Origin of the sequence: Mesorhizobium sp. LSHC412B00, assembly GCF_000503035.1 — a bacterium.
Classification (GTDB): domain Bacteria; phylum Pseudomonadota; class Alphaproteobacteria; order Rhizobiales; family Rhizobiaceae; genus Mesorhizobium.
In genome coordinates this window covers 453,918-478,787 of record NZ_AYWB01000004.1, presented here as the reverse complement: position 1 = coordinate 478,787, position 24,870 = coordinate 453,918, and the positions used below count along the sequence as shown (strand labels likewise).

The window sequence follows — 24,870 nt, the reverse complement described above, 5'->3', positions numbered from 1 at the left end:
CAAAACCCCTTCGGGCCAAAAGTGTTACCCATGTCTCCGATATAAACCGTAACCTATGTGTCCGGAATGGACCCTCGGTAAGCTGGCGCACCCGACAGGATTCGAACCTGTGACCTCTGCCTTCGGAGGGCAGCGCTCTATCCAGCTGAGCTACGGGTGCCTTCAGGGAACCTGAAAACGAACCAGCCGATAGGCCGGCCAGCCACGGCTTCTTAGCGGAAGCCGGCGCGGGCTTCAACGGGCAATTGGCGTGGCGATATTTTCGAAGCCACGTCGCGCGGCTCGGCAACTTCGCGTCCGCCTTGCAGCCTCAGCCCGGGACTCACCCCGCCACCTCCACCTTCGCCACCCGCCTGCGCACCCTGCGCGGCGCCCGCTTCGCCTTCTTCGCGCCGGTCAGTTCGTGCATCGCATCCAGCTGCATCTGCTGCATTTCGGCCAGCCGCGTCCATTGGCGCGAGATCAGATAGTCGAGCTTTTCGTGCAAATGGCGCACTTCCAGCTCGGCTTTCAGGTTCACCCGGTAGTCGTTGAACGAGCGCAGGCGGTCCTTGGCCTCCGTCCGTCTCTGGCTCATCATGATGATCGGCGCCTGGATGGCGGCGATACAGGAGAGCAGCAGGTTGAGCAGGATGAAGGGGTAGGGGTCGAAGGCGCTGCTCACGCCCGCGATCAAATTGATGCCGATCCACACCGCAAGCACGCTGCCGAACGAGATCAGGAACCACCAGCTGCCGCCGAAAGCCGCCATGTTGTCGGAGACGCGGTCGGCGAACGAGCGGTGCTCCTCGAACTCCTCTTCCGAGTTTTCCGAAATCGTGTCCTGCCTGGCGATCGATTCGACCACCTGGCGGTCGAGCTCGGAGAATTCGCCATGCTCCTGCTGCAGCAGCTCCTCCATGTAGCGCATGCGGTAGCGGCCGAGCTCCTCCCGGCTGATGCGGGCGCCGCGCGGCAGGTCGGGATGATCGGAGCGGATGCGGTCGGCCAGGCTCGGCCTGAGGTCGTCGATGCGCACCAGGTCACGCTTGCGAAACTTTCTACCTGATATCGCCGACGGTTTTCGCTTCGGCTTCAGGCGGCCATGGGGTTCGGAGTCCGGCACATCGGGCGCTTCCAGCGCCTCGTCGGCAACCAGTTCGGCGTCGTGGGCGGGCGGCGCCTCGAAATACTCGCCGCCGCTGTCGTTTTCATTGTCGGCCTGTTCGGATGGTTTTGGGCTCATGATGCCGGCTCCTGCTGTCGCGCCCACGATACGCCAAGGCGAGGCGGCATAGCCACTGTGGCGGTGAAGATTGGGGGCTTGTGCATGCTTGTGATGAATGCCTGCTGCAATTGCCTGTGGCAGCGCAGCCCCCCGGGGCCTCGCTCGCCTGCTGCTCGGCAACCAGACCGCCGAAGTGCTGTTGCCGACGGAGGTCGCGCCTGCTGCAGAGTTAAGATGAGGCAGCGATCCTTCACGACCCCCCTCTGTCCTGCCGGACATCTCCCCCTCAAGGGGGGAGATCAGATGTCGCCATGGCTTCGCCAAACACGAAAAAGAGGCGAGACGCCGAAGCTGCTAATCTCCCCACTTGAGGGGGAGATGGCCGGCAGGCCAGAGGGGGGTGCTGTCCCGCCGGCGTTTCAGAGTTCCTCCACCCAACGACGGGTTCTATTGCGGCGGTAAACCAGGCAACTGCGACCCCTGCGCCGGCAAACCAGGCGGCGGCAGGCCGGGCGACGCGGCCGGCTGATCTCCCGCAAACATCAGCCGCGTCTTCGTATCGGCCATGGCGGGCGACAGACTGCGCTGGATCAGCGCTTCGACATGGTCGTTGCGCTGCCTAGCGCTGTCGGCGCCCATCACCACCACGATCAGATGCCGGCCGTCGGCATTGTAGGACGTGACGATATTGTAACCGGATGCCCTGATATAGCCGGTCTTGATGCCGTCGACGCCGCGCACCCGGCCGAGCATGTCGTTGTGGCCGCGCACCAGCCGGCCGCGGAACATGAAGTCGCTTTCGGAGAAATAGTGGAACTGCTGCGGGAAGCGGGCGCGCAGCGCCATCCCCAGCGTCGCCATGTCGCGCGCCGATGTGTGCTGGCCACCGTCGGGCAGGCCGGAGGCATTGCGGAAGACGGTGCTGCTCATGCCGATCTGGCGCGCCTTGGACGTCATCATGGCGGCGAACTGGTCCTCCGAGCCGCCGAGATATTCGCCCACCGCCACCGCCACGTCATTGGCCGACTTGACCACGATCGCCCGGATCGCCGAATCGACATCGATGCTCTCGCCGCGCTTGAAGCGCAATTTGGTCGGCGGCTGCCGGGCGGCATTGTCGGAGACCGGAATCTGCGTTTCCTTCGAGACGCGGCCGGACTCCAGCGCCTCGAACAGCAGGTACAGCGTCATCATCTTGGTCAGCGACGCCGGATAGCGTTGCGCCCTCGAACTGACTTCGAACAGCGTCTTGCCACTGCCGGCATCGACGACGATGGCCGCATATTTCTCCTGCGGCGCCGGCACCGCCAGCACGCTGTCGGGCGGTGCGGTGGTGCTGCAGCCGGCCACGAAGACAAGCAGCAGGAGGGCTGCGAGAAATTTCTGGGCGGGGGAGGGGAAATGGAAATTTGGCAAGTCAAGTCCGGCGTTGCTGAGAGGGCCGGAACCTAGCCTAACCCATTTTGTTCGTCCATTTGGTTAACGGCGGAGCTGCCGATGACGCTGCCAATCTCCCCCGCAAGGGGGGAGATCAGATGTCGCTTCGGCTTCGCCAACCATCGGCGCTCAAACGGCAACCTCCCGAAATCGCCTGCTTCCTGTCCTGTTTTGCCTGCGGGGTCGCGGTGCTGCTATAGAGGCGGCAATTGCTTGGGGGATTTGACAATGACCGGTGACATCGGCGCGGCTGCGCCATCTCTTATCAGGGCTTCGCTCAGCCGCACCGGCAAATGGGCCGGCAGCGTCGCTTTCATCGGCGGCGCCGCATCCGACATCCTCAATCCGCTGGCGCCGTTCGCCGCCTATATCGCGCTGGTCGCTTCGGTTGCCGCCGCCGTCATCGCCATTGCCATCGTTCTGCGGCTGGTGCTGGCCGCCAAGGCGCTGCCGGCGCTGATCTTTGCCACCAGCGCTGCCGCCGTCGCCGGCGGCGTCTATGGCCTGCAGCAGCAGTCCAATTCGCAGAACGGTGTGATCGCCGGCCTGGTGCCGGCCATCGCCCAGTTGCAGCAGCAGATGGGCATCGTCTCGGCCAGGGTGGCCAGGATCGAGCAAACGGTAACCGAGACGAAGCTGGCGGTCGACCAGGTCAAGCAATCGACCGACGCGGTGGCGAAGAAGACCGAGGAAATTGCGTCGACCCAGCAGCAGCAGGCTGAGCAGGGCGCGCAGACGCAAAAGTCGGTAGAGGCGGTCAAGCAGACGACCGAAACGCTCGCTGCCGGCCAGCAGAAACAGGCCGAGCAGGCGGATAAGCTTCAGGCGACCACCGAGCAGATCGCCGCCTCGATCGACACCATCGCCAAGGGCTTTGCCGCATTGGCCGCGCAGGGCGGGACGATCGCCGAGCCGAAGCGGCCGGACGAATTCTATCACAATGCCCGCGTCTACGAGCTTTCCGGCGACATGCTGAATGCGCGGCGCTCCTATCTCGCTTTCGCCGGTTTCGACGTCGACGCCGTCGATCCCTACACACGCTTCGCCACCCTGCTGCGCGTGCAGGACGGCAAGGCCGGCGCCCGCGAAGTGTTCGGCGCCCTGGCCGACAAGGCCAAGGCGCTGTCGATCAAGCTGGTCCATATCCTGCAGTTCGACGATGCCCGGCGTCTCGACAAGCTCAACGCCTTCATCGCCGCCAATCCGGATTTCGCACCGGCCTATTACCTGCTCGCGCAGGAGTTTTCCGAGGATCGCCTCGGCGTCCAGTCGCTGTCCGACAAGCGCAGCGAGGCCGAGGCGCTGACCAGGTTCGTCTCCTATGAAAAGGAAGGCGGGCTGCTCAAATATTTCGTCGACCAGACGCAGCTCGCCGACTGGCTCGACCGCAGCCGTACCCGCCTGACGGCGCTTGGCGACGTGCTCGACCCAGCACGCTTTGCCCCGACGCTGACGCCGATGCGCTCCAATGCCGGCTGGACGATCTCCATCTCGCTGCCCGAGGCCGCGACCGGCATTTCCTGGCGCATGGGTGTGTCAGGTCCGTTCACCGACACCGGGCTGATGGCGATGAACGACCAGCGCACCGGCAAGCCGATGCCCAATCCGAGCTTCGAATTGCCCGACAGCACCACGGCCACCACCATCGGGGTCAAGTATCTCGATCTCAGGGGCCGCGAGACCGGGCCGTTCAACATAAGTTTCGATCCGGACGCAGCGCTGCAACAGGGCAACAAACAGATCCTCGACCAGTTCTGGACGTCGTGGATCGCCTTCGACGCCAGCGGCAATCATGGCCTGGTCTATTTCTCCCAGATGCTGTCGTTCCGCTGCGGCATCAAGGAGGTGCGCTACAGCCTGAACGGCACGGCGCTCGACAGGGAGATCAAGCTGCCGCCTTGCGACAAGAAGGACCCGTACGCCATTCCTTATGACTACCAGCCTTACTTCAAGGTCGCCGACAACGTGACGTCGATGGCGGTGCAGGTCACCTACACCGACGGCACCAAGTCGCCGGTGCGCGAGTATAAGCGGCAGTAGGCGCCCACCCTCCCCCATGTGGGGAGGGTCGATCCGCGTAGCGGATCGGGGTGGGGGTNGCCGACCCTCCCCACAAGGGGGAGGGTAAAAATCGCCCTGATGCAAAATGCCGGTCGCTGTGCTTGCGCATCCCTCGCGGAGCGGGTTTGTTCGCTGCCATCAGAATCAGCAGGTGCGCGGATGGATACGGTCACGATCAAGGCAAAGGGCATTTCGGTCACGCTCGATCTCACTGTCGGCCATATCGCCGACATGACGGTCGACAGCGATGGCCGCCAGCTGAAGCCGCTGCACCGCGCGCCCTGGATCGATGCCGGCGAGACGCTGCCGCCGGATCTGCCTCAAGGCACGGTGCGGCTGTCTGGCGATTTCCTATGCGCACCGTTTTCGGCCAGCGACATCGAGGCCGCACCGCTGCATGGCTGGCCGGCCAACAGCCCCTGGGATGTCACCGTCAGCGAAGCGACATCCGACGGCTGGCGGGCCGTCTTCCGGTTGCGCCGCACGGTGATGGGCGCGACGGTCGACAAGATCTTCACGCTCCGCAACAGTCATCCCTTTCTCTATCAGGAGCATGTCTTTTCCGGCGGTTCCGGAGCGGTCTCCGCCGCCCACCATCCGATGGCGGCGATGCGCGATGGCGGCCGGCTGGCCTTTTCGCCGAAGCGCTTTGCCGGGACACTGGACGCACCGCTGGAGCCCGATCCGGCCCGCGGCCGCTTCAAGCTTTCCTATCCCGCCCGCTCGACCGATCTGACGCGCTTTCCAGCCACTGGCGGCGGCACGCTCGATCTCACCGACTACCGCATGGAGGATGAGCGCGAGGATTTCATCACCCTGGTCGAAGCCGATCATGACGGTCCGGGCTGGACGGCGCTGGCGCGCCGGGCCGAACAGGATCTGGTGCTGGTGCTGAAGAACCCGGCGGAGCTTCCGGTCACCATGCTGTGGTTCAGCAATGGCGGCCGCGACTACGCGCCGTGGAGCAGCCGCCATCGCGGCGTGCTCGGGATCGAGGACGGCCGCGCCGCCATCGGCCATGCCGCATCGATCGACGACAATTGGCTGAAGCGCGAAGGGGTCGCGACCGCTTTTACCCTCGGCGGCGAAGTCTCCTTCCGCCATGTCATCGGCACGCTGCCGCTGGCGAGCGGCGAGCCGCCGCGCGCTATCGGGACAGCCTCAGGTCACATGCATCTCACCGGAGCCGATGGTTCGACCCGCGATGTCGCATTCGACAGCGATTTCCTGCGGATCGGCCAGCCCGGCTGATTTTCGAACGCTGGCCCTGCCCCTCACCTGCCTGCCGGCATCCTCGACACACGGCACATGGAGCTTGTCCGCCGCACCGCCGCGCCAACCAATCTGCTTGGCGCTGCGGCGGACGCATAGGGGGAGAAGTGTTACCCATCTATCGGCTGCACACCGGCAGGGCGACGAGGGGCAGCGCTGACGTGGCGGATGTCGTGAGATTGCCCAAATCGCGGTTTGAAATTTCCTCAAACTGCCGACAAGATGCAAAGCATAACTGGAAGCGCCCAATGTCCGAAATCGCCCATCTCGCCGCCACCATCTTCAAGCGCGCTGGCAAGGCGAAACGCTTCATCGTCGCCATTGCCGGCCCGCCCGGCGCCGGCAAGTCGACGCTCTCGGCCGGCCTGCATGATCTGTTGCCGGAGGGCGCGGCTGAAGTCGTGCCGATGGACGGCTTCCACTATGATGACATCGTGCTCGACCAGCGCGGCCTGCGGTCAAGAAAGGGCGCGCCGGAGACTTTCGACTTCGCCGGCTTCGAGACGCTGTTGAAGCGCATCCGTTCGGGCGAGCCAGACATCGCCATTCCGGTGTTCGACCGCAGCATGGAATTGTCGCGCGCCGCCGCCTCCATCGTTGCCGCCGAGACCAAGTTCATCCTGGTCGAAGGCAATTACCTCCTGCTGGACGAGGAGCCGTGGTCGCGGCTGGCGCCGCTGTTCGACTTCACCATCTTTGTCGATGTGCCGCGTGCCGAACTCGAGCGCCGCCTTCTGGTGCGCTGGCACGAGCATGGCCGCTCCGACGAAGACGCCCGCGCTTGGATCGCTTCCAACGACATGCCCAACATCGATCGCGTGCTCGGCCGTCGCAGGTCCGCCGACCTGGTTGTTGGCGATCCCGCATAGTTCGCTGGACTTCGGAACGGGAACCTTAAGACTTTCAGGTCGTTATCTCTCATCGGCAATCGTGCCGCCGTGAGGGAACCGTCAGATGGCAACCAAGGCAAAAACACCCGCCAAGAGCAAGACCGCTCAACCCAAAGCCAGGCAGGCAAAGGCCACGCAGGCCAAGGCAGGCGCCGGCCCGGCGATCGCCGAGCGGTCCAAGGACGCAAAGCCGGCTTTCGGCAAAGCGGCGCCAAAGAAGGTAGAACCGGTGGCGACGGCAAAGGTGACGGCGAAAACCGCCAAACCCAAGAAGCCGGCAAGCAGCGGCTCGGTGGCCGGCGGCGCGATGCGCACCGTCAAGGCGACCGCCAATGTCGCCGCTGGTGCGGTGGCGGCGACAGCCAGGGGCGCTGCGTCGCTCGCTGCGTCCGTCATCGGCAAGGGCGGCTCGAAAAGCAAGGCCAAGGCGAAATAGACCCGGCTGCTTCGGCTGGCCGAGGTCAATTCCTGGCGGGAATGGTCAGGCCGCGCTGCACCGCGGGCCGCGCCAGCCCGCGCTCCAGCCATGCCGCGACGGTGGGGAAGTCGTCGAAGCCGACGAGTTCGCGCGCCTCGTAGAAGCCGATCAGATTGCGCACCCAGCCCAGCATCGAAATGTCGGCGATGGTATAGTCGTCGTCCATGATCCAGGTTCGACCCTTCAGCCGCGTCTCCAGCACCCCGATCAGCCGCCGCGATTCATTGCGGTAGCGATCCAGCGGCCGCTTGTCGGCGATCTCGCGTCCGGCGAATTTGTTGAAAAACCCGACCTGTCCGAAAATCGGCCCGATCGCCGCCATCTGGAAGAACACCCATTGGATGGTCTCGTAGCGCCGCGCCGGATCGGCAGGGATCAGCTTGCCGGTCTTGTCGGTGAGGTAGAGCAGGATGGCGCCGGATTCGAACAGGCCGAATGGCCTGCCGCCCGGCCCGTCGGGGTCGATGATCGCGGGTATCTTGCCGTTCGGGTTCAGCGACAGGAATTCCGGCGTCCAGCTCTGGTCCTTGCCGATATCCACCAGATGCGCCTCGTAGGGGAGGCCGAGTTCTTCCAGCGCGATCGAGACTTTCACCCCATTCGGCGTCGTCGCGGAATAGAGCTGCAGGCGGTCGGGGTGGCTGGCCGGCCAGCGCTTGGTGATCGGAAAGGCGGACAGGTCGGTCATCGAAAGCTCCGGTCGGGAATTTGGCGCGGTATCGCGCCGTCTGGCGAGTTGCGAAGGATTATCCTCGGCTTCTTTGCCGATCAACCGGTCGAAGGTGCACACACCGTCTTCGCAGTCATTCAGGGCCAGTCGCTCAGGCCAGTCGCTTGCCGTCAGACCGCCTTGAACGCCACCACGGCATTGGTGCCGCCGAAGGCAAAACCGTTGCTGATCGCCGCGCGCACCTTGCGCTCGCGCGCCACATTCGGCGTGATGTCGAGATCGCAGTCGGGGTCGGCCTGCCGGAAATTGGCCGTCGGCGGCACGATGCCTTCGCGGATCGCCATCACGCAGGCGATCATTTCCAGGCCGCCCGAGGCGCCGAGGCAATGGGCATGCATCGACTTGGTCGACGACACCGACAGCTTATAGGCATGGTCGCCGAAGACGCGCTTGATTGCCGCCGTCTCGATCTGGTCGTTGGCCTTGGTGCCGGTGCCGTGGGCGTTGAGATAGTCGACGTCCTCGGGATTGAGCCCGGCGTCCGCCAGGCAGGCGCGCATCGCCGCCGTCGGTCCCTCGACAGTCGGCGCGACGATATCGGAAGCGTCGGCGGAAAGGCCGGCTCCGGCAAATTCGGCCAGAATGGTCGCGCCGCGCGCCATGGCGTGTTCATACGTTTCCAGCACCGCCATTCCAGCACCTTCGCCGAGCGACAGGCCTTGGCGATCGGCCGAGAACGGCCGGCAGGTATCGGGCGCCAGCACCCGCAGGGCCTCCCAGCCCTTCAGGATGCCCCAAAGCAGCGGCGCGTCGGTGCCGCCGGCGACCATGACATCGGCGCGGCCGAGCCGGATCTGGTCGACCGCCGAGGCAAAGGCGTGATTGGACGAGGAGCAGGCCGAAGTGACGCCGAACACCGGCCCGCGCAGGCCGAGATTCATGCTGACATGGCCGGATGCCGCACTCGGCATCACTTTCGGCACGGTGAAGATGCCGGCCCGGTTCTTGCCGTCGACCAGGATGGCGCGATAGTTCTCCTCGATCGCCTCCCAGCCGCAGACGCCGACGCCGACAACCGCGCCCATCCGGTAGGTGGTTGCTTCAGTCGATGTCAGGCCGGCATGCTGCATGGCTTCGCGCGCGGCAATCGTCGCCAAAAGGCTGAAGCGGTCCATCGACACGGTCTGCTTGTGGCTGATGCCATGGTCGGGCAGCGTCTTGATTTCGCAGCCGACCTTGACCTTCAAATCATGCAAACCGGGATTGCTGATTTGACCGATGGCCGATCGGCCGGCCCGCATTTCGTTCCAGATTGCAGGCGCATTGGCGCCGAGCCCGCATATGCCGCCGATGCCGGTAATGACGACGCGCTTTTGCATTCAGCTCAGGCTTTTTTCGCAATCAGCGCGCGAACAGCCTCAACCATATCGCCGACATTCTTGAGATTGCTCCAGGCATCGACCGTGTTCATCTCGATCTCGATGCCGTACTGCTCCTCGAGATCGAAGATGATCTCGGTCAGTTCCAGGGAATGGATGCCAAGCGCGGTCAATTCCGTATTGGTGGTGATCTCTTCGCCACCGGGCTCCGCATGTGCCCTGATCTTGGCGATGATTTCCGTTGCCAGCTCGTCAGCCATTCGATTCCTTCCCCAATTTTATAACGTCGCGGTGCCGATTGGTTGGCGCCCCTGTTGCCCGGACTGAAATCGCCGTCGCCTTCAAAAACCCGCCAGGCGCAGCATGACCGTTCCAAAGAGGCTCCCTCTATAGAAACGGAAACGCTGTCAAGCAACAAGCTATATCAACAAGCACCATATCGACAAAGCGCCGGGAGTGCTTAACGTTAGCGCCGTGGATACGTTGCAGCATGTCTTGATCCCAGCTCTTCCGGCCCAGCGCGCGGCCGGGGCGGCCCGGCTTGCGTGCGGCGTCAGGGATGGACGCACCCGGCTTTTGCGCCTCTATCAGGACGGCTCGGCCAAAATCCGCATGCCGGCCGTTGCGGCCGATCCGCTCGAAGCCGTGCTCATCAACACCGCCGGCGGTCTGACCGGCGGCGATCGGCTCGGCTGGGAAATCGATGTCGGGCCAGGTGCCTCCGCCTCGATAACCACCCAGGCCTGCGAAAAGATCTATCGTGCCGCTAGCGACCGCGCCGAAGTTCGGGTGAAGCTCAGCGTCGGCGCGGGCGGGCGTATCGCCTGGCTGCCCCAGGAAACCATCGTCTTCGACCGCTCGGCCTTTGCCCGCACGCTCGAGGTCGAGCTTGCCGCAGGCGCCGAGGCATTGCTGCTTGAAGCCACCATATTCGGCCGCCTCGCCATGGGCGAAGAGGCCGCGCACGGCCATTTCCACGACCGTTGGCGTGTCCGCCAGGATGGTGCGCTCGTTCATGCCGAGGATTTCCGCATCGGGCCGGCTATCGCGGCGGCACTTGGCCGCCCGGCGGTCGCCGGCGGCGCCATTGCCGCTGCGACGCTGCTGATGGTCTCGCCGCAGGCCGAAGGCTTGCTCGATCCGGCCCGCGACATCGTCGGCGCCGACGGCGATGCCAGCGCCTGGAGCGTCAAAAAATCTGGCAAGCTTCTTGCGAGGCTGTTTGCCGAGGACGGCTATCAGCTGCGCAAGCGGCTGGTTCCGCTCGTCGAACTGCTCAACGGGCGGGCGGGTCTGCCCAAATTATGGTCACTCTGAGCCAAATACAGGCCAAATCCAGGAAAGCGCATGAACCTGACGCCGCGTGAAAAGGACAAGCTGCTCATCGCCATGGCGGCGATCGTGGCGCGCAAGCGGCTGGAACGCGGCGTCAAGCTCAATCACCCCGAAGCGATCGCGCTGATCACCGATTTCGTCGTCGAGGGCGCCCGCGACGGCCGCCCGGTCGCCGAACTGATGGAGGCCGGCGCCCATGTCATCACCCGCGGGCAGGTGATGGAAGGCATCGCCGAGATGATCCACGACGTGCAGGTCGAGGCGACCTTTCCCGACGGCACCAAGCTGGTGACCGTTCACGAACCGATCAGGTGAGGAGAAAACGATGCTGGAGCTGCGACCGAATTGCGAATGCTGCGACAAGGACCTGCCGCCGGAAGCGGCGGACGCGCTGATCTGCACCTTTGAATGCACCTTCTGCGCTGACTGCGCTGAACATGTGCTGGGCGGCGTCTGCCCGAACTGCGGCGGCAATTTTTCCGCACGCCCGATCCGCCCAGTGGAGAAACTGGTGAAATATCCGGCCTCGACCCAACGCGTGCTCAAGGCCGAGGGCTGCGGCCCGCGCAAGGCTGCGTGATTGTTTTCGTGACTTCGAAGGGAAGACCGATGATCTCTGCTTCAACCAAACGCACCACGCTTGCAGCGATCCTGCTGCTGGCGGCGGCGATGCCCGCTTATGCCCATGTCGGCATCGGCACGACCTCGTCCTTCGCGGCGGGCTTCGCGCATCCGCTGTCCGGCCTCGACCATATGACCGTCATGGTAGCCGTCGGCCTGTGGGCGGCGCTCAAGGGCGGCAAGGCAATCTGGGCCTGGCCGCTGGCCTTTGTCGGCGTCATGCTGGTCGGCGGCGCGCTCGGCATGCTCCACGTGCCGGTGCCTTTCGTCGAACCGGGCATCCTTGCCTCCGTCGTCGCGCTTGGCTTGCTGGTGGCGTTGGCGGTCGATCTGCCGGTCTCGGCCGGAGTCGCCATCATCGGCCTGTTCGCGCTGTTCCATGGCCATGCCCACGGCACCGAAGTGCCGGAAAATGCCGGTGGACTTGACTATATGGCCGGCTTTGCCGTTGCCACCGCACTTCTCCATGCCATGGGCATCGCTGCCGGCCTTGGCCTCGGCATGCGCTTTCGCGGGCTTGCCCGCGCCGCTGGCGCCGCTTGTGCTGCAGTCGCCGTCGGCCTGGTCTTCGGCGTTTTGTGAGGCTAACGATGATTCCCGGCGAAATCATCACGGCAAGCGGCGACATCGAGCTCAACAAGGGGCTGCCGACGGTGACGCTGAAGGTGGCCAACAGCGGCGACCGGCCGATCCAGGTCGGCAGCCACTACCATTTCTTCGAGACCAATGAGGGGTTGAAATTCGATCGCGACAAAGCGCGCGGCATGCGTCTGGACATTGCCGCCGGCACCGCGATGCGCTTCGAACCGGGACAAGAGCGGGACGTCACGCTGGTGCCGTTCGGAGGAAAACGCGAGGTCTACGGTTTTCAGCAGAAGATCATGGGCAGGCTGTGAGATCGACGGGGTCGGGCGCCCTGAGGTCAGTTCGACGGCCTGGCCGCCGCGTAGATGACGATTCTTGCCGAGCCGTCGAATTCCACCGCAAGGACGTCTTCCGTAAGCACGCGCCGCGAATCGATGGCGTTGAACAGCAAGGCGTTGGCGTCGATCTCCTTGCGCAGTTCCGCAATGTCATCCTGATGCTGTTCGACCTTGCTCTCGACCGCCGGCGGCGGGCCGCCTTCGCTGCGCGCCGCGTCGGTGAGGAAGACGATATCCACAGTATCGAGCTTGGACGTCTTGCGCACGGCGCCGATGTTCTCACGCGTCCGCTCGATCGCGGTGATGATCTTGTTGGTCTGTGGTTCCGTCCGCGCCTCCTCCTGCCGGACATCGGAGCCGACGATCCTGTTGACGGTATCGGCCCGGTTGACGGCGTCAGCGCTTTCAAGACCTTGCGCGGCTTGCGGGCCGAAAGCTGCGAGAAATGTGCAGGCAGCAAGGCTCTGGAGCCATCTGGTGTCGGCAAAGACAGGCATTGCTCGCTCCTGGTGGACTTTTCTGTGCAACGCCGTTCGGCGCCAAAGGAACGAAACGCCTCCTGTCGGGCGAAGGTTCCCTGTGGGCTGGCGGGCCGGGTGCCGGCCCGCCAAGCGCTTCTTTCAGCTTGCCTTCTTGGTGACAAGGGTCAGCGCGCCATCGGTGGTCATGCTGGCGGCGACCACCTGTGCCGAGGTGAGCCCCTTGGCTTCGAGCGCCGACTTGATCTGCGGCGTCGCGTCGATCGAAGAGCGCAGTTTCTGCAGCCCGGCATCGCCACGCTGGGCGATCACCTGATTGACCTGCGTCTGGGTGGCCTTGGGCAATTCGCTGATATCGACGATGTTGACCTTCTGGATCGCCGGCGCCGCCGGCTGAGCGCTGGGCGCCGCCGGCTTCGGTTGCGGCGTGGGCTGCTGCTGGGCGCCGGCTACGGTTGCGGAGGCCAGCGTGGCGGCGGCTGCAAGAACGATGATTTTGCGCATGTATTTTCCTTTCATCGATTTGGCCAAGGGTTTGGCAAACGGGCGGTTTGGGGTGGCACGGCCACCTCAACGGCCAAATGGGATCAGAAGGTGTCGCCGAGCGGGTCATTGCATGACCATTGGATGGCGACGATGTGGAGTTCGGCTGCGGCCGGACTCTCGTTTGGGGAGCATTGACTGATGGCTAGAATTACCCGCGCCGCCTACGCGCAGATGTATGGCCCGACGGTCGGCGACAGAGTGCGCCTGGCCGACACCGAGCTGTTTATCGAGGTCGAAAAGGACCTCACCGTCCATGGCGAGGAGGTGAAATTCGGCGGCGGCAAGGTCATCCGCGACGGCATGGGCCAGAGCCAGGTGTCGCGCGCCGGCGGCGCGGTCGACACGGTCATCACCAACGCGCTGGTGGTCGATGCCACGGCCGGCATCTTCAAGGCCGACATCGGTCTCAGGGACGGCCGCATCGCGGCGATCGGCAAGGCCGGCAATCCCGACACGCAGGACGGCGTCACCATCATCATCGGCCCCGGTACAGAGATCATCGCCGGCGAGGGCAAGATCCTCACCGCCGGCGGCTTCGACGCGCACATCCACTTCATCTGCCCGCAGCAGATCGACGAAGCGCTGATGTCGGGCATCACCACCATGCTCGGTGGCGGCACCGGCCCGGCGCATGGCACGCTGGCCACCACCTGCACGCCGGGACCCTGGCACATGGCGCGCATGATCCAGTCCTTCGACGCTTTCCCGATGAACATCGGCCTGTCGGGCAAGGGTAATGCCTCGCTGCCGGCAGCGCTGGAGGAAATGGTGCTGGGCGGCGCCTGCTCGCTGAAGCTGCACGAGGACTGGGGGACGACGCCGGCGGCCATCGATTGCTGCCTGTCGGTTGCCGACGATCACGACGTGCAGGTGATGATCCACACCGACACGCTGAACGAATCCGGCTTCGTCGAGAACACCGTCGCCGCCATCAAGGGCCGCACCATCCACGCCTTCCACACCGAGGGTGCCGGCGGCGGCCATGCGCCTGACATCATCAAGGTTTGCGGCCTGCCCAACGTCATCCCGTCCTCGACCAACCCGACCCGGCCCTACACCGTCAACACGCTGGCCGAGCATCTCGACATGCTGATGGTCTGCCACCATCTGTCGCCGTCGATCCCTGAAGACATCGCCTTTGCCGAAAGCCGTATCCGCAAGGAGACCATCGCGGCAGAAGACATTCTGCACGATATCGGCGCCTTCTCGATCATCTCGTCGGACTCGCAGGCCATGGGCCGTGTCGGCGAGGTGGCGATCCGCACCTGGCAGACCGCCGACAAGATGAAGCGCCAGCGCGGGTCATTGCCGCAGGAGACCGGCAACAACGACAATTTCCGCGTCCGCCGCTACATCGCCAAATACACCATCAACCCGGCCATCGCGCATGGGCTCTCCAGGGACATCGGGTCGATCGCGGTCGGCAAGCGCGCCGATCTGGTGCTGTGGAACCCAGCCTTCTTCGGCGTCAAACCGGACATGGTGCTGATCGGCGGCATGATAGCCGCAGCCCCGATGGGCGACCCCAACGCCTCTATCCCGACACCGCAGCCGATGCACTACCGCCCGATGTTCGGCGCCTATGGCAAGGCCAGGACCAACTCGTCGGTGACCTTCGTTTCCAAGGCGGCGCTGGAGTCCGGCCTGCATGGCAGGCTCGGCGTCGACAAGCAGTTCGTCGCGGTCGAAAATACCCGTGACGGCATCGGCAAGCACTCGATGATCCTCAACGACGCCACGCCGCATATCGAGGTCGATCCCGAAACCTATGAGGTTCGCGCCGATGGCGAACTCTTGACTTGCGAGCCGGCAACCGTGCTGCCGATGGCGCAGCGGTATTTCCTGTTTTGAGGCGAGGGGCGATTTGATCGACCCGGCAAATTCCATTGCGAGCCGGTCGGTGCCGCCGCAATATGCGGCTCAAAGAAACCGCGTAGCAGGTCATGGCCACCGAAATAGCCTCCGCCCACGACATCTTCCCGCATATCCGCATCGTCATGGGCATGGTGATCGGACTTGGCGTCGCTCGCCTGCTGTCGGGGGTGGCGCGCATCGTCCAGCATCCCGGCCAGTACAGGCTCTATCCCGTGCACCTCGGCTGGGTCGCCTCCATGCTGTTGCTGCTGGTGCATTTCTGGTGGTGGGAGTTCGGCCTCTACACCATAGAGGTCTGGACTTTCGGCAAGTACCTGTTCCTGATCTTCTACGCCATCACGCTGTTCCTGCTGTGCGCGCTGCTGTTTCCGGATTCGATGCTCGACTACACCAGCTACGAGGATTTCTTCTATTCGCGCCGCGGCTGGTTCTTCGGCCTGCTGGCGGCCACCTATCTGCTCGATGTCGTCGACACGCTGCTGAAAGGTCCCGAGCATTTCGCCCGCTACGGCAATGAATATCTGTTTCGAACGCCGGTTTTCGTGGTGTTGTGCATAGCCGCCATACTGGTGCGCGACCGCCGTTTTCACATTGCCTTCGTCGTCGGCACGCTGATCTATCAGATATCGTTCATCCTGCGGCTCTTCGACACCATCGTCTGAACAGTGGCTATGGTTTAGGGTCGCAGGAAAGAGGGTTCGACCATGTACAAGGCTATCGGATCGCGTGGCTCCCGCGTCAGCCGCGTTCTGTGGATGCTTGAGGAACTCGGGCAGCCCTATGAATTCGTCGAGGTCAAATTGCGCTCGCCGGAAGCCTATGCGCTCAACCCGTCGGGCAAGGTGCCGATCCTGATCGATGGCGAACTGACGGTGACGGATTCGGCGGCGATCTGCGTCTATCTCGCCGACAAGCACGCCGACAAAGGCATGGGCGCCAATCCAGGTGTGGCCGGACGCGCCGAAATGGATTCCTGGATGCATTTTGCCCAGTCCGAGTTCGAAGCGCCGCTGTGGAACAAGCTGCGCCACCGCTTCCTGTTGCCGAAGGACGTGCGGGTCGATGTCGGCCCCGCCGCCGCCTACGATTTCGCCTCGGAGGCCAAGGCGCTCGACGGCCGGCTGGGGGATCGGGAGTTTGCGCTGGGCGACCGGTTTTCCGCCGTCGACGTGCTGTTGGGCGACATGGGCGGCTGGGCCCGCGCCGGAAAATTTCCGATCGAATCCGAGCGCGTCAACGCGTATTTCGACCGCGTCCTGGCGCGGCCTGCCCGTGCGAGAGCCCAGGCTAACGGTGGAGCCATGCAATGAAACTCAACCTGAACACCGACTTCACCAAGTTCCCGCGCGCCGTCTCGGTGGTGGCTGCCGGCACTGCCGGAACCACGGCCCCAGCCGGCCGTGCCGTCCTGCCCCATGACGAGCGTCATTTGCGCCGCCGCGCCATCGAGCTTGCCGACGGCAGCAAGGTGCTGGTCGACCTGCCCGAGCCTGTGACCCTGAACGATGGCGACAGGCTGGTCTTGGAAGACGGCCGCCATGTCGAAATCACAGCAGCACCCGAAGAGGTCTATGATATCCGCGCCCGCGATGCCGTGCACCTGACCGAGCTTGCCTGGCATATCGGCAACCGCCATCTGGCGGCTGCGATCGAGCCCAGCCGCATCCTGATTTTGCGCGACCATGTCATCAAGGCTATGCTGGAAGGGCTGGGCGCCACGGTGCGCGAAGTCTCCGAACCGTTCAAGCCGGTGCGCGGCGCCTATTCCGCCCAAGGTGCGCATGGTCACGATCATGGCCATGCGCATGCGCACGCCGAAGCGCATTCCCATGATGGACGTTCCCACGCACACAGCGAGTCGCATTCGCACAGCCATTCCCATGACGGGCATCATCACGATCATGACTGACCAGCCATCCGGCATCGCTTTGCTGCGGCTCATGGCGTGGCTGTCGCCGGCCTTTCCCGTTGGCGGCTTTGCCTACAGCCATGGACTCGAGCGTGCCGTGCAAGACGGGCTGGTTGCCGATACCGCCAGCCTCGCCTTCTGGCTGGAGACGCTGGTCGAGATGGGCTCGGGCTGGAACGACGCCGTGCTCTTCGCGGAAAGCTGGCGCCGCGCCCGCGACGGCGGCGACCTCCATGAAGGCGACCTCCATGAAATTGCCGATCTCGCCGAAGCGCTGGCCGGCTCGCGTGAGCGCCACACCGAAACCATGCTGCAAGGCGCCGCCTTCCTGAAAGCGGCAGCGGCGTGGGCGAATCCGGTATTGGGCCGCCTGCCGGCCGAATGCGCCTACTGTGTCGCCGTCGGCGCCGTTGCCGGCGGCAACGGCATCGCGCTTCAGGACGCGATGTCGGCCTTCCTGCAGGCCTTCTTCTCTAACCTCGTTCAGGCGGCGATCCGACTCGGAATCGTCGGCCAGACGGACGCCATGGCCTTGCTCGCCGGCTTCGAGCCGTTGGCGCTGTCGACGGCCGCGCGCGCCGCCGGCTCGACATTGGACGATCTCGGCGGCTGCGCCTTCATCTCCGACATCATGGCGATGAAGCACGAGACGCAGTATTCCAGGCTGTTCCGCTCATGATCGTCCTCGCCTTCGCCCTCTCGGCCGTCCTGCTGCTGATCACCGCGCTGCATGTCTATTGGGGCCTTGGCGGCATCTGGCCGGGCAGGGACGGCGTCTCCTGCGCCCACGCCGTCGTCGGCTTTCGCGGCGTCGACGAGATGCCGACGCCGTTTGCCTGTTTCGCCGTTGCCGCGTGCCTGTGCCTGGCGACACTGTGGCCGCTGGCGCTAACAGGGGTCTTCGCCACCCCCTTTCCAAGGGAAGGCCTTTCCGCCACAGCGCTGCTCATAGGGCTGGTCTTCCTCGGCCGCGGCATTGCCGGCTTCACGCCGTGGTGGCGCCGTGTGGCGCCGGAACAGCCTTTTGCGCGGCTCGATATCAGCTTCTATTCGCCGCTCTGCCTGTTGATCGGGCTCAGCTTCGCCATCCTCGCCATCACGGAGTTTTCGGCATGACGGAGTTTTCGGTATGACTCAGGCAAACGGTCCCCTGCGTATCGGCATCGGCGGTCCCGTCGGCTCCGGCAAGACGACGCTCACCGAAAAGCTCTGCAAGGCGCTGCGCGACGATTTCTCCATCGCCGTCGTCACCAACGACATCTACACCAAGGAAGACGCCATGATGCTGGCCCGCCTGCAGGCGCTGCCTGAGGACCGCATCGTCGGCGTGGAGACCGGCGGCTGCCCGCACACCGCCATCCGTGAGGACGCCTCGATCAATTTGCAGGCGATCGCCGGGCTGAACAGGAAATTCCCCGATCTCGACATCGTCTTCATCGAATCCGGCGGCGACAATCTTGCCGCCACCTTCTCGCCGGACCTTGCCGACCTGACCCTCTATGTCATCTCGGTTTGCCAGGGCGAGGAAATCCCCAGGAAGGGCGGGCCGGCGATCACCCGTTCCGATTTCCTGGTCATCAACAAGAGCGATCTGGCGCCCTATGTGAACGTCAACCTCGATGTCATGGAGAGCGACGCCGCCCGAATGCGGGGCAAGCGCCCGTTCGGCTTCACCGACCTGTCGCGCGGCAAGGGACTGCAGGAAGTCATCGACTTCATCGTCGAACATGGCGGGCTGCAGTCGGCTCGCTCGGCGGCCTGACCCAGTACTTACCGGTTGCTGGTCGGCATTGGGCGCGGCATTCTCGGGGAAATGGAGGATTTTTTGATGAGCATCGCCCGTTTGCAGAAAGAGCCGCTGACCAACCTGCCCTATTATGAGGGGCGCGTCGACCTTGCCGCCGCCTTCCGCTGGACGGCGCGGCTCAACATGCATGAAGCCGTGGCCAACCACTTCTCGCTGTCGGTCAACGAGGCCGGCAGCAAATTCCTGATGAACCCCAACCAGGTGCATTTCTCGCGCATCAAGGCGAGCGACCTTTTGCTGATCGACGCCAACGATCCCGAGACATTGTCCGGCCCGAATGCGCCCGACCCGACCGCCTGGGGTCTGCACGGCGCCATTCACCGCAACGTGCCGCATGCGCGCTGCGCCATGCATGTGCATTCCATTCATGCCACTGTGCTTGCGTCGCTGGCCGACTCGACTCTGCCGCCGATCGACCAGAACTCGGCCATGTTCTTCAACCGCCACGTCGTCGATGCCCACTATGGCGGGCTGGCCTTCGAGGAGGAAGGCGAGCGCTGCTCGCAACTGCTCACCGACCCTAAGGTCAAGGTGATGGTGATGGGCAATCACGGCGTCATGGTCATCGGCGACACCGTTGCCGACGCCTTCAACCGCATGTTCTATTTCGAGCGCGCCGCAGAGACCTACATCAAGGCGCTGTGGACCGGCCGGCCGCTGCGCACGCTCTCCGACGCCATTGCCGAAAAGGCCGCCAGCGAAATGGACGACTATCCCGGCCAGGCGGAGCGTCACCTTGCCGAGCTGAAGGCGATCCTCGACGAGGAGGAGCCGGTGTACCGCAGCTGAATGAGTTCACCCTTCTCCCCGTTCACGGGGAGAAGGTCCCGGCAGGGGGATGAGGGGCAGCGCCGACGTTCATAGGCTCACTCAGAGTCCCAACTGAGCCCGCAACTCTTCCGCACTGTTGATCACGACAGCGCCCTTCGGTCCTGCCATCGGCGCTTCCGGCCAGAAGATCGTCCGCATCCCCGCGGCCAGGCCTGATGTGGCGCCGGTAGCGCTGTCGTCGACGGCCACCGCGTCTGAAGGATCGACGCCGGCCAGCCACGCGGCGCGCAGGAACGGTTCGGGATGCGGCTTGCCTTCGCGCACGTCGTTTCGGCTGATCGTGCGCATGCCGGGATAGATCAGGCCGACGGCGCTCAGATTTGCATCGACGATCACCCGGTCGGAATTGGACACCACCGCCTGCTGCACGCCGAGCGCGCGCAACTCGTTGAACACTTCGATCGCGCCGGGGCGCGGCTTCAGCGTCTCGGCCATCGGCATGTAGTGATCGTATTTGCGCACGATCCAGTCGTCGAAGGGCAGGTCGAGGCCGAACTCGCTGCGCAGCATCTCGTAGACCGGTGCGGCGGCGACGCCCAGCACCCGCTCATGCAGGTCGGCCGGCGGCGTGATACCGACGCTGCGCAGCGCCGCCACCAAGGCCGCCTCGTGCAGCGGCTCGCTGTCGACCAGCGTGCCGTCCATATCCCAGAAAACCGCTTTCGGCGTCATGCGAGGCTCCTTTGCCGATCCCCTTAAAGCGTTTGTATCAGGAGATAAACCGCCGAGCCCGTCCGCTGGCGATTTTCGCTGGGTTGGTTGCCGCGCGGCGGCCGGATCGAAGCAGCAAGCAATTGTCTTCCCGATTGAACAATTGCGCGCCGACACATTCCCTGCAAGACTACGACGCTTCGCCCAAGGGCGCGCAAAGGGGCAGGGCTGGAGGCACATTTTGAATTCGCGGCAAGATGGCGGCAGCAGCAGGCTGGACGAGGCAGCGCGCGCCGGCTGGCTTTATTATGTTGCCGGCAACACCCAGGACCAGATCGCCGCCACGCTCGGCATTTCCCGGCAGACGGCGCAGCGGCTGGTGTCGCTGGCGGTGTCGGAGGGGCTGATCAAGGTTCGCGTCGATCACCCGATCGCCAATTGCCTTGATCTCGCAGCTAGACTGAAGTCACGCTTCGCGCTCGACCTCGTCGAAGTGGTGCCGAGCGATCCAACCTCATCCTCGACCACGATCGGCATTGCCGAGGCGGCCGCGGCCGAGATCGAGCGGCGGCTGCGGTCACCGACGCCCATCGTCTTGGCCATCGGCACCGGCCGCACGCTGAAGGCGGCGATCGAGCAATTGCCGCCGATGGAATGCTCGCAGCACAAGGTTGTGTCCTTGACCGGCAACATCTCGCCCGACGGTTCGGCCGCCTTCTACAACGTCATCTTCACCATGGCCGACCGGGTCAAGGCGCGCTCGTTCCCGATGCCGCTGCCGGTCATCGCCTCGTCGCCGGAAGAGCGCGAGATGCTGCTTGCCCAGCCGATGATCCAACCGACGCTGGCGCTGGCCGCGGAAGCCGACGTGACCTTTGTCGGCATCGGCGATCTCGGCCCGAAGGCGCCGCTCTACGAGGACGGTTTTATCTCGGAAAGCGAGCTGAAGGCGTTGCAAAAGGCTGGCGGCGTCGCCGAGATCGTCGGCTGGGTGTTCGATCGGGAAGGCCGCATGATCGAGGGCATCACCAACGACCGGGTATCGTCGGCAGCCTTGCCGTCACGCGAAAAGTCGCTGGTCATTGCGCTCGCCATGGGCGAGCGCAAATTGCCGGGCATCCTGGCCGCTGTGAACCGCCGGCTGGTCAATGGCCTCATCACCGACGAGCGGACCGCCACGGCCTTGCTCGACGGTTCCTGATAGATTAAGCGGCCCATCGATAAAATCCAACACGTTTATTTGCAGCGCCCGGACGGGTCGTTGCCGTCGAGAAAACCCATGTCGCGCTGCAGATGCGGCGACAACTCCCGGACGTCGACGTAGCCGCGCCGGCGGTGCACAAGCAGGGAAAATTCATGCACCAGCAGGGAAAACCGCCTCTGCGCCGGGGTCGAATGGAGCTTTTGCTGTACCGTGGTCATGATCTTCAGCCTCCGCTATGCTTGAACTTGATTGATCGTTGACACCAGATATCGGCCTGATTGGCTTTTGCCGCCAATCAAACGTCGATCACGACCCATAAGGAGGGCTTATGCCCGATCTCAAGGCACCACAGCTCGCCCAGTTGCCGCCGCTGCAGGCCATCAGGGTGTTCGAAGCCGTCGCGCGGCATCTCTCCTTCACCAAGGCCGCGCAGGAACTCGGCATGACGCAGGCCGCCGCCAGCTACCAGATCAAGCTTCTGGAAGAGCGCATCGGTTCGCCGCTGTTCCTGCGCCAGCCGCGCCAGATTGTGCTGACGGAACCCGGCCAGCGCCTGGCGCCCGCCGTCAGCGAGGCGTTCAGCCTGCTCTCAAGCGCCTATTCCGCCGCGCGTGGGGGCGCCGATGGTGTGCTGTGCGTCTCGACGCTGCTGACCTTTGCCTCGAACTGGCTGGCGCAGCACCTCGGCTCCTTCCAGGTCGCGCATCCGTCGCTGGCGGTGCGCGTCGATACCTCGAACAGGGTGATCGATTTTGCCCGCGAGGACATGGACATCGCTATCCGCTCCGGCAGCGGCAAGTGGCCTGGAGTGGAGACCCATCTTTTGTTCAAGGCCGATTTCACCCCGGTGCTGAGCCGGCACTCGCTGCCACCATAGGTGGCGTCCACGAACCCGCCGACCTGTTCAAGCTGCCCATTCTCGATCCCGGCGACATCTGGTGGCGGGAATGGTTCGCCCTTGCCGGCGTCCCGGCGGACGAACTTGCCAGGCGCACCGGCACCAGCATGGGCGCGCAGGCCTATGAGGCGAACGCGGCCATCGCCGGCCATGGTGTGGCGATCCTGACCACCGCATTGTTCAAGACCGAGCTCGCCGCCGGCCGCCTGATCCAGCCCTTCGACCTGGTCGGCGACGACGGCCACGCCTATTGGCTGGTCTACCCGACGGCGCGTCGCAACGTGCCGAAGATAAAAGCCTTCCGGGACTGGATCCTGGCCGAGATCGCCTGCGCCTGAGGGCGAGCGATTCGCGGATTGATTTCCGAGATGCAAAGCGAGCCATGGATCCGCGACGAATGCTCGCTTTCGCGGACAAACAGCTGCGATCGGGCCACCCGGTTAACCAAGCTTGACAAAAACGCTGTCGATATCACTCGCCCGGCATAGGCTTGTGCTTGTGACGACCCAATTGAGCAGGATCAATCGTCTGCAGATTGAAACAGGGTCGATCAGCCGGCTGATGAAAGTCTATCGCGTCGAAGAAATTGAAAACAACACCGTGCGCACGACGCAGGTGATCGAAGCATTTACGCCGTTTCAAGCTGCCGTGAAGGCAATCGGCCGGGAAGTTAGGCTGCGCAAGGACGAGCCCAGCTGGATCCAGGTGACGGAAGTGCTGACCAGAGCCAAGCAAACACGCGACGGCAGGGTTTTCGAATATTCCGTGGGAAGCTACCCGTCCCACGGCTGATGGACTCGGCCCTATCGCTCCCCTGGCGCGACGATTGGGTTGCGATGGGTCGGCATCAACGCGCTCTCACATCCCCTGCAAACAGCTTCCCAAATCCGTTCAATATCCTCTACGCGCGCAACGCCGCGCTCCGCCTTGCGTGCTGCGCTGCAGCATCGAATCTGGCTTGACATAATTTATGCCAAGTGAGTAATTGCCCATTACCAAGGCAAATGCTCATCTTGGTTCATGGGAGGAATTTGATGAAACTGCGCACGCTCACCCTGGGCTTGTTGTCGGCCAGCGCTTTCGCTTTTGCCGCACACGCCGAATCCATCACCATCGCCACGGTCAACAATGGCGACATGGTCCGCATGCAAAAGCTGACGGACGACTTCACCAAGGCGAACCCCGACATCCAGCTGAACTGGGTCACGCTCGAAGAGAACGTGCTGCGCGAGCGCGTCACCACCGACATCGCAACCAAGGGCGGCCAGTATGACGTGATGACGATCGGCACCTACGAGGTTCCAATCTGGGCCAAGCAGAACTGGCTGTTGCCGCTCGACAAGCTCGGCGACGACTATGACGCCAAGGACATCATCCCGGCCATCGCCGGCGGCCTCTCGGTCGACGGCAAGCTCTATGCCGCGCCCTTCTACGGCGAAAGCTCGTTCGTCATGTACCGCAAGGACCTGATCGAGAAGGCCGGGCTGAAGATGCCCGACGCCCCGACCTGGGACTTCATCAAGCAGGCCGCCGACAAGATGACCGACCGCGCCAATGGCGTGAACGGCGTTTGCCTGCGCGGCAAGGCCGGCTGGGGCGAGAACATGGCCTTCCTCACCGCCATGTCGAACTCCTTCGGCGCCCGCTGGTTCGACGAGAACTGGAAGCCGCAATTCGACCAGCCGGAATGGAAGAACACGCTGCAGTTCTATGTCGACCTGATGAAGGCCGACGGTCCCGAGGGCGCCTCGTCCAACGGCTTCAACGAAAACCTGGCGCTGTTCCAGCAGGGCAAGTGCGGCATGTGGATCGACGCCACCGTCGCCGCCTCCTTCGTCTCCGACCCGAAGAACTCGACCGTCGCGGACAAGGTCGGCTACGCACTGGCCCCCGACAATGGTCTGGGCAAGCGCGGCAACTGGCTGTGGGCCTGGTCGCTGGCCATCCCGGCCGGCACGCAGAAGGGAGACGCCGCACAGAAGTTCGTCTCCTGGGCGACCAGCAAGCACTACGCAGAACTGGTTGCTTCGAAGGAAGGCTGGGCCAACGTTCCTCCGGGCACGCGCTCCTCGCTCTACGCCAATGCCGAGTATCAGAAGGCGGCTCCGTTCGCCAAGATGACGCTGGACTCGATCAATGCCGCCGACCCGACGCATCCGACCGTCAAGCCGGTGCCCTATGTCGGTGTGCAGTTCGTCGCCATTCCTGAGTTCCAGGGCCTCGGCACAACCGTTGGCCAGCTGTTCTCGGCGGCGCTCGCCGGCCAGACCAGCGTAGACGACGCGCTCAAGCAGGCGCAGGACGCCGCCACCGCGACCATGACCGAAGGCGGTTATATCAAGTAAGGCTCCTCCCGGTGCCGAATGCCGGCCGCCTCCTTGGCCGGCAACGGCCGCC

General features: G+C 64.1%; 29 protein-coding genes, 1 tRNA gene and 1 pseudogene. 21 read left to right on the top strand and 10 right to left on the bottom strand.

Annotation, left to right across the window (positions count from 1 at the left end; translation table 11 throughout):
- Nucleotides 1–83: 83 nt before the first annotated feature.
- The 3 genes from X757_RS153675 to X757_RS153685 all read right to left on the bottom strand — a co-directional run bounded on the left by X757_RS153675 (nt 84) and on the right by X757_RS153685 (nt 2,623).
- Nucleotides 84–160 (bottom strand) — tRNA-Arg (locus X757_RS153675).
- A gap of 162 nt (nt 161–322) precedes the next feature.
- The gene (locus X757_RS153680; RefSeq protein ID WP_023703727.1) at nt 323–1,225 is read right to left on the bottom strand and encodes a DUF1003 domain-containing protein; all 903 of its coding nucleotides are present in this window, start codon (nt 1,223–1,225) and stop codon (nt 323–325) included.
- Nucleotides 1,226–1,654: 429 nt separating this feature from the next.
- A complete protein-coding gene (locus X757_RS153685; RefSeq protein ID WP_023726005.1) occupies nt 1,655–2,623 on the bottom strand; it encodes a D-alanyl-D-alanine carboxypeptidase family protein in 969 nt (322 codons plus the stop codon).
- 249 nt (nt 2,624–2,872) lie between these two features.
- Between X757_RS153685 and X757_RS153690 the strand changes: the two genes are divergently transcribed.
- The 4 genes from X757_RS153690 to X757_RS153705 all read left to right on the top strand — a co-directional run bounded on the left by X757_RS153690 (nt 2,873) and on the right by X757_RS153705 (nt 7,303).
- Nucleotides 2,873–4,684 (top strand): peptidase C14, encoded by a 1,812-nt coding sequence (locus X757_RS153690; protein ID WP_023726004.1) that lies wholly within the window; start codon nt 2,873–2,875, stop codon nt 4,682–4,684.
- Nucleotides 4,685–4,864: 180 nt separating this feature from the next.
- Nucleotides 4,865–5,956, top strand: a complete 1,092-nt coding sequence (locus tag X757_RS153695) for a hypothetical protein (protein WP_023714518.1) — start codon at nt 4,865–4,867, stop codon at nt 5,954–5,956.
- A 269-nt stretch (nt 5,957–6,225) separates the two neighbouring features.
- Nucleotides 6,226–6,846 (top strand): nucleoside triphosphate hydrolase, encoded by a 621-nt coding sequence (locus tag X757_RS153700; RefSeq protein WP_023671222.1) that lies wholly within the window; start codon nt 6,226–6,228, stop codon nt 6,844–6,846.
- 85 nt (nt 6,847–6,931) lie between these two features.
- On the top strand, nt 6,932–7,303 hold the full coding sequence (locus tag X757_RS153705; RefSeq protein WP_023683605.1) for a hypothetical protein: 372 nt from the start codon (nt 6,932–6,934) through the stop codon (nt 7,301–7,303).
- A gap of 25 nt (nt 7,304–7,328) precedes the next feature.
- On the opposite strand, the gene X757_RS153710 is transcribed toward X757_RS153705, so the two are convergent.
- The 3 genes from X757_RS153710 to X757_RS153720 all read right to left on the bottom strand — a co-directional run bounded on the left by X757_RS153710 (nt 7,329) and on the right by X757_RS153720 (nt 9,654).
- Complete coding sequence (locus X757_RS153710; RefSeq protein WP_023671224.1) at nt 7,329–8,033, bottom strand: glutathione S-transferase family protein; 705 nt, start codon at nt 8,031–8,033, stop codon at nt 7,329–7,331.
- A gap of 152 nt (nt 8,034–8,185) precedes the next feature.
- Nucleotides 8,186–9,394: a beta-ketoacyl synthase gene (locus X757_RS153715; protein WP_023671225.1), complete on the bottom strand. Its 1,209-nt coding sequence runs from the start codon at nt 9,392–9,394 to the stop codon at nt 8,186–8,188.
- Nucleotides 9,395–9,399: 5 nt separating this feature from the next.
- The gene (locus X757_RS153720) at nt 9,400–9,654 is read right to left on the bottom strand and encodes an acyl carrier protein (protein WP_023671226.1); all 255 of its coding nucleotides are present in this window, start codon (nt 9,652–9,654) and stop codon (nt 9,400–9,402) included.
- A gap of 235 nt (nt 9,655–9,889) precedes the next feature.
- Here X757_RS153720 and X757_RS153725 point away from each other — a divergent pair, with 235 nt between their 5' ends.
- From X757_RS153725 to X757_RS153745, 5 genes are read left to right on the top strand one after another with little or no spacing between them, the layout of a single operon-like run.
- On the top strand, nt 9,890–10,711 hold the full coding sequence (locus X757_RS153725; protein ID WP_084014374.1) for an urease accessory protein UreD: 822 nt from the start codon (nt 9,890–9,892) through the stop codon (nt 10,709–10,711).
- Between the two features lie 30 nt (nt 10,712–10,741).
- Nucleotides 10,742–11,044, top strand: a complete 303-nt coding sequence (locus X757_RS153730) for an urease subunit gamma (protein WP_023689153.1) — start codon at nt 10,742–10,744, stop codon at nt 11,042–11,044.
- A gap of 10 nt (nt 11,045–11,054) precedes the next feature.
- Complete coding sequence (locus tag X757_RS153735; protein WP_023671229.1) at nt 11,055–11,309, top strand: DUF1272 domain-containing protein; 255 nt, start codon at nt 11,055–11,057, stop codon at nt 11,307–11,309.
- 29 nt (nt 11,310–11,338) lie between these two features.
- Nucleotides 11,339–11,932 carry a HupE/UreJ family protein gene (locus X757_RS153740; RefSeq protein WP_023689154.1) on the top strand — a complete coding sequence of 198 codons (594 nt, stop codon included), beginning with the start codon at nt 11,339–11,341 and terminating at the stop codon, nt 11,930–11,932.
- Between the two features lie 8 nt (nt 11,933–11,940).
- Nucleotides 11,941–12,246, top strand: coding sequence for an urease subunit beta (locus X757_RS153745; protein ID WP_023671231.1), 306 nt, complete (start codon nt 11,941–11,943; stop codon nt 12,244–12,246).
- A gap of 26 nt (nt 12,247–12,272) precedes the next feature.
- On the opposite strand, the gene X757_RS153750 is transcribed toward X757_RS153745, so the two are convergent.
- Nucleotides 12,273–12,770 (bottom strand): hypothetical protein, encoded by a 498-nt coding sequence (locus tag X757_RS153750; RefSeq protein WP_023689155.1) that lies wholly within the window; start codon nt 12,768–12,770, stop codon nt 12,273–12,275.
- A gap of 123 nt (nt 12,771–12,893) precedes the next feature.
- Nucleotides 12,894–13,256: a hypothetical protein gene (locus X757_RS153755; protein ID WP_023671233.1), complete on the bottom strand. Its 363-nt coding sequence runs from the start codon at nt 13,254–13,256 to the stop codon at nt 12,894–12,896.
- A gap of 180 nt (nt 13,257–13,436) precedes the next feature.
- On the opposite strand from X757_RS153755, the gene ureC reads away from it, so the two are divergent.
- The 8 genes from ureC to X757_RS153795 all read left to right on the top strand — a co-directional run bounded on the left by ureC (nt 13,437) and on the right by X757_RS153795 (nt 19,678).
- Nucleotides 13,437–15,149, top strand: coding sequence for an urease subunit alpha (gene ureC, locus X757_RS153760; RefSeq protein ID WP_031251231.1), 1,713 nt, complete (start codon nt 13,437–13,439; stop codon nt 15,147–15,149).
- Nucleotides 15,150–15,241: 92 nt separating this feature from the next.
- The gene (locus tag X757_RS153765; protein ID WP_023726001.1) at nt 15,242–15,835 is read left to right on the top strand and encodes a hypothetical protein; all 594 of its coding nucleotides are present in this window, start codon (nt 15,242–15,244) and stop codon (nt 15,833–15,835) included.
- 42 nt (nt 15,836–15,877) lie between these two features.
- Complete coding sequence (locus X757_RS153770; RefSeq protein ID WP_023726000.1) at nt 15,878–16,483, top strand: glutathione S-transferase family protein; 606 nt, start codon at nt 15,878–15,880, stop codon at nt 16,481–16,483.
- A complete protein-coding gene (locus tag X757_RS153775; protein ID WP_023725999.1) occupies nt 16,480–17,082 on the top strand; it encodes an urease accessory protein UreE in 603 nt (200 codons plus the stop codon). Before X757_RS153770 ends, X757_RS153775 begins: the two co-directional genes overlap by 4 nt.
- On the top strand, nt 17,075–17,761 hold the full coding sequence (locus tag X757_RS153780) for an urease accessory protein UreF (RefSeq protein ID WP_023725998.1): 687 nt from the start codon (nt 17,075–17,077) through the stop codon (nt 17,759–17,761). Before X757_RS153775 ends, X757_RS153780 begins: the two co-directional genes overlap by 8 nt.
- Complete coding sequence (locus tag X757_RS153785; protein WP_023725997.1) at nt 17,758–18,198, top strand: DUF3995 domain-containing protein; 441 nt, start codon at nt 17,758–17,760, stop codon at nt 18,196–18,198. The genes X757_RS153780 and X757_RS153785 overlap by 4 nt, the downstream gene beginning before the upstream one ends.
- A gap of 13 nt (nt 18,199–18,211) precedes the next feature.
- Nucleotides 18,212–18,844: an urease accessory protein UreG gene (ureG, locus tag X757_RS153790; RefSeq protein WP_023671240.1), complete on the top strand. Its 633-nt coding sequence runs from the start codon at nt 18,212–18,214 to the stop codon at nt 18,842–18,844.
- A gap of 66 nt (nt 18,845–18,910) precedes the next feature.
- Nucleotides 18,911–19,678, top strand: a complete 768-nt coding sequence (locus X757_RS153795) for a class II aldolase and adducin N-terminal domain-containing protein (protein ID WP_023725996.1) — start codon at nt 18,911–18,913, stop codon at nt 19,676–19,678.
- A gap of 81 nt (nt 19,679–19,759) precedes the next feature.
- On the opposite strand, the gene X757_RS153800 is transcribed toward X757_RS153795, so the two are convergent.
- Complete coding sequence (locus X757_RS153800; RefSeq protein WP_023725995.1) at nt 19,760–20,392, bottom strand: HAD family phosphatase; 633 nt, start codon at nt 20,390–20,392, stop codon at nt 19,760–19,762.
- A 220-nt stretch (nt 20,393–20,612) separates the two neighbouring features.
- Here X757_RS153800 and X757_RS153805 point away from each other — a divergent pair, with 220 nt between their 5' ends.
- On the top strand, nt 20,613–21,572 hold the full coding sequence (locus X757_RS153805) for a sugar-binding transcriptional regulator (protein ID WP_023671243.1): 960 nt from the start codon (nt 20,613–20,615) through the stop codon (nt 21,570–21,572).
- A 35-nt stretch (nt 21,573–21,607) separates the two neighbouring features.
- Here X757_RS153805 and X757_RS153810 read toward each other — a convergent pair whose 3' ends face one another.
- A complete protein-coding gene (locus X757_RS153810; protein WP_023725994.1) occupies nt 21,608–21,793 on the bottom strand; it encodes a hypothetical protein in 186 nt (61 codons plus the stop codon).
- Nucleotides 21,794–21,903: 110 nt separating this feature from the next.
- On the opposite strand from X757_RS153810, the pseudogene X757_RS01000000164715 reads away from it, so the two are divergent.
- The 3 genes and pseudogenes from X757_RS01000000164715 to X757_RS153820 all read left to right on the top strand — a co-directional run bounded on the left by X757_RS01000000164715 (nt 21,904) and on the right by X757_RS153820 (nt 24,818).
- Nucleotides 21,904–22,811, top strand: a pseudogene (locus tag X757_RS01000000164715) (LysR substrate-binding domain-containing protein).
- 112 nt (nt 22,812–22,923) lie between these two features.
- Entirely contained in the window at nt 22,924–23,265 is a 342-nt protein-coding gene (locus X757_RS153815) for a hypothetical protein (RefSeq protein ID WP_155923262.1), read from the top strand.
- A 242-nt stretch (nt 23,266–23,507) separates the two neighbouring features.
- Nucleotides 23,508–24,818 carry a sugar ABC transporter substrate-binding protein gene (locus tag X757_RS153820; RefSeq protein WP_023725993.1) on the top strand — a complete coding sequence of 437 codons (1,311 nt, stop codon included), beginning with the start codon at nt 23,508–23,510 and terminating at the stop codon, nt 24,816–24,818.
- The last annotated feature ends 52 nt before the right edge of the window (nt 24,819–24,870 follow it).

Bases quoted from the DNA above. Each gene is read 5' to 3' on its own strand.
- X757_RS153680 (WP_023703727.1), bottom strand. From the start codon at position 1,225: ATGAGCCCAAAACCATCCGAACAGGCCGACAATGAAAACGACAGCGGC.
- X757_RS153690 (WP_023726004.1), top strand. From the start codon at position 2,873: ATGACCGGTGACATCGGCGCGGCTGCGCCATCTCTTATCAGGGCTTCG.
- X757_RS153695 (WP_023714518.1), top strand. From the start codon at position 4,865: ATGGATACGGTCACGATCAAGGCAAAGGGCATTTCGGTCACGCTCGAT.
- X757_RS153700 (WP_023671222.1), top strand. From the start codon at position 6,226: ATGTCCGAAATCGCCCATCTCGCCGCCACCATCTTCAAGCGCGCTGGC.
- X757_RS153705 (WP_023683605.1), top strand. From the start codon at position 6,932: ATGGCAACCAAGGCAAAAACACCCGCCAAGAGCAAGACCGCTCAACCC.
- X757_RS153710 (WP_023671224.1), bottom strand. From the start codon at position 8,033: ATGACCGACCTGTCCGCCTTTCCGATCACCAAGCGCTGGCCGGCCAGC.
- X757_RS153715 (WP_023671225.1), bottom strand. From the start codon at position 9,394: ATGCAAAAGCGCGTCGTCATTACCGGCATCGGCGGCATATGCGGGCTC.
- X757_RS153720 (WP_023671226.1), bottom strand. From the start codon at position 9,654: ATGGCTGACGAGCTGGCAACGGAAATCATCGCCAAGATCAGGGCACAT.
- X757_RS153730 (WP_023689153.1), top strand. From the start codon at position 10,742: ATGAACCTGACGCCGCGTGAAAAGGACAAGCTGCTCATCGCCATGGCG.
- X757_RS153735 (WP_023671229.1), top strand. From the start codon at position 11,055: ATGCTGGAGCTGCGACCGAATTGCGAATGCTGCGACAAGGACCTGCCG.
- X757_RS153740 (WP_023689154.1), top strand. From the start codon at position 11,339: ATGATCTCTGCTTCAACCAAACGCACCACGCTTGCAGCGATCCTGCTG.
- X757_RS153745 (WP_023671231.1), top strand. From the start codon at position 11,941: ATGATTCCCGGCGAAATCATCACGGCAAGCGGCGACATCGAGCTCAAC.
- X757_RS153750 (WP_023689155.1), bottom strand. From the start codon at position 12,770: ATGCCTGTCTTTGCCGACACCAGATGGCTCCAGAGCCTTGCTGCCTGC.
- X757_RS153755 (WP_023671233.1), bottom strand. From the start codon at position 13,256: ATGCGCAAAATCATCGTTCTTGCAGCCGCCGCCACGCTGGCCTCCGCA.
- ureC (WP_031251231.1), top strand. From the start codon at position 13,437: ATGGCTAGAATTACCCGCGCCGCCTACGCGCAGATGTATGGCCCGACG.
- X757_RS153765 (WP_023726001.1), top strand. From the start codon at position 15,242: ATGGCCACCGAAATAGCCTCCGCCCACGACATCTTCCCGCATATCCGC.
- X757_RS153770 (WP_023726000.1), top strand. From the start codon at position 15,878: ATGTACAAGGCTATCGGATCGCGTGGCTCCCGCGTCAGCCGCGTTCTG.
- X757_RS153775 (WP_023725999.1), top strand. From the start codon at position 16,480: ATGAAACTCAACCTGAACACCGACTTCACCAAGTTCCCGCGCGCCGTC.
- X757_RS153780 (WP_023725998.1), top strand. From the start codon at position 17,075: ATGACTGACCAGCCATCCGGCATCGCTTTGCTGCGGCTCATGGCGTGG.
- X757_RS153785 (WP_023725997.1), top strand. From the start codon at position 17,758: ATGATCGTCCTCGCCTTCGCCCTCTCGGCCGTCCTGCTGCTGATCACC.
- ureG (WP_023671240.1), top strand. From the start codon at position 18,212: ATGACTCAGGCAAACGGTCCCCTGCGTATCGGCATCGGCGGTCCCGTC.
- X757_RS153795 (WP_023725996.1), top strand. From the start codon at position 18,911: ATGAGCATCGCCCGTTTGCAGAAAGAGCCGCTGACCAACCTGCCCTAT.
- X757_RS153800 (WP_023725995.1), bottom strand. From the start codon at position 20,392: ATGACGCCGAAAGCGGTTTTCTGGGATATGGACGGCACGCTGGTCGAC.
- X757_RS153810 (WP_023725994.1), bottom strand. From the start codon at position 21,793: ATGACCACGGTACAGCAAAAGCTCCATTCGACCCCGGCGCAGAGGCGG.
- X757_RS153820 (WP_023725993.1), top strand. From the start codon at position 23,508: ATGAAACTGCGCACGCTCACCCTGGGCTTGTTGTCGGCCAGCGCTTTC.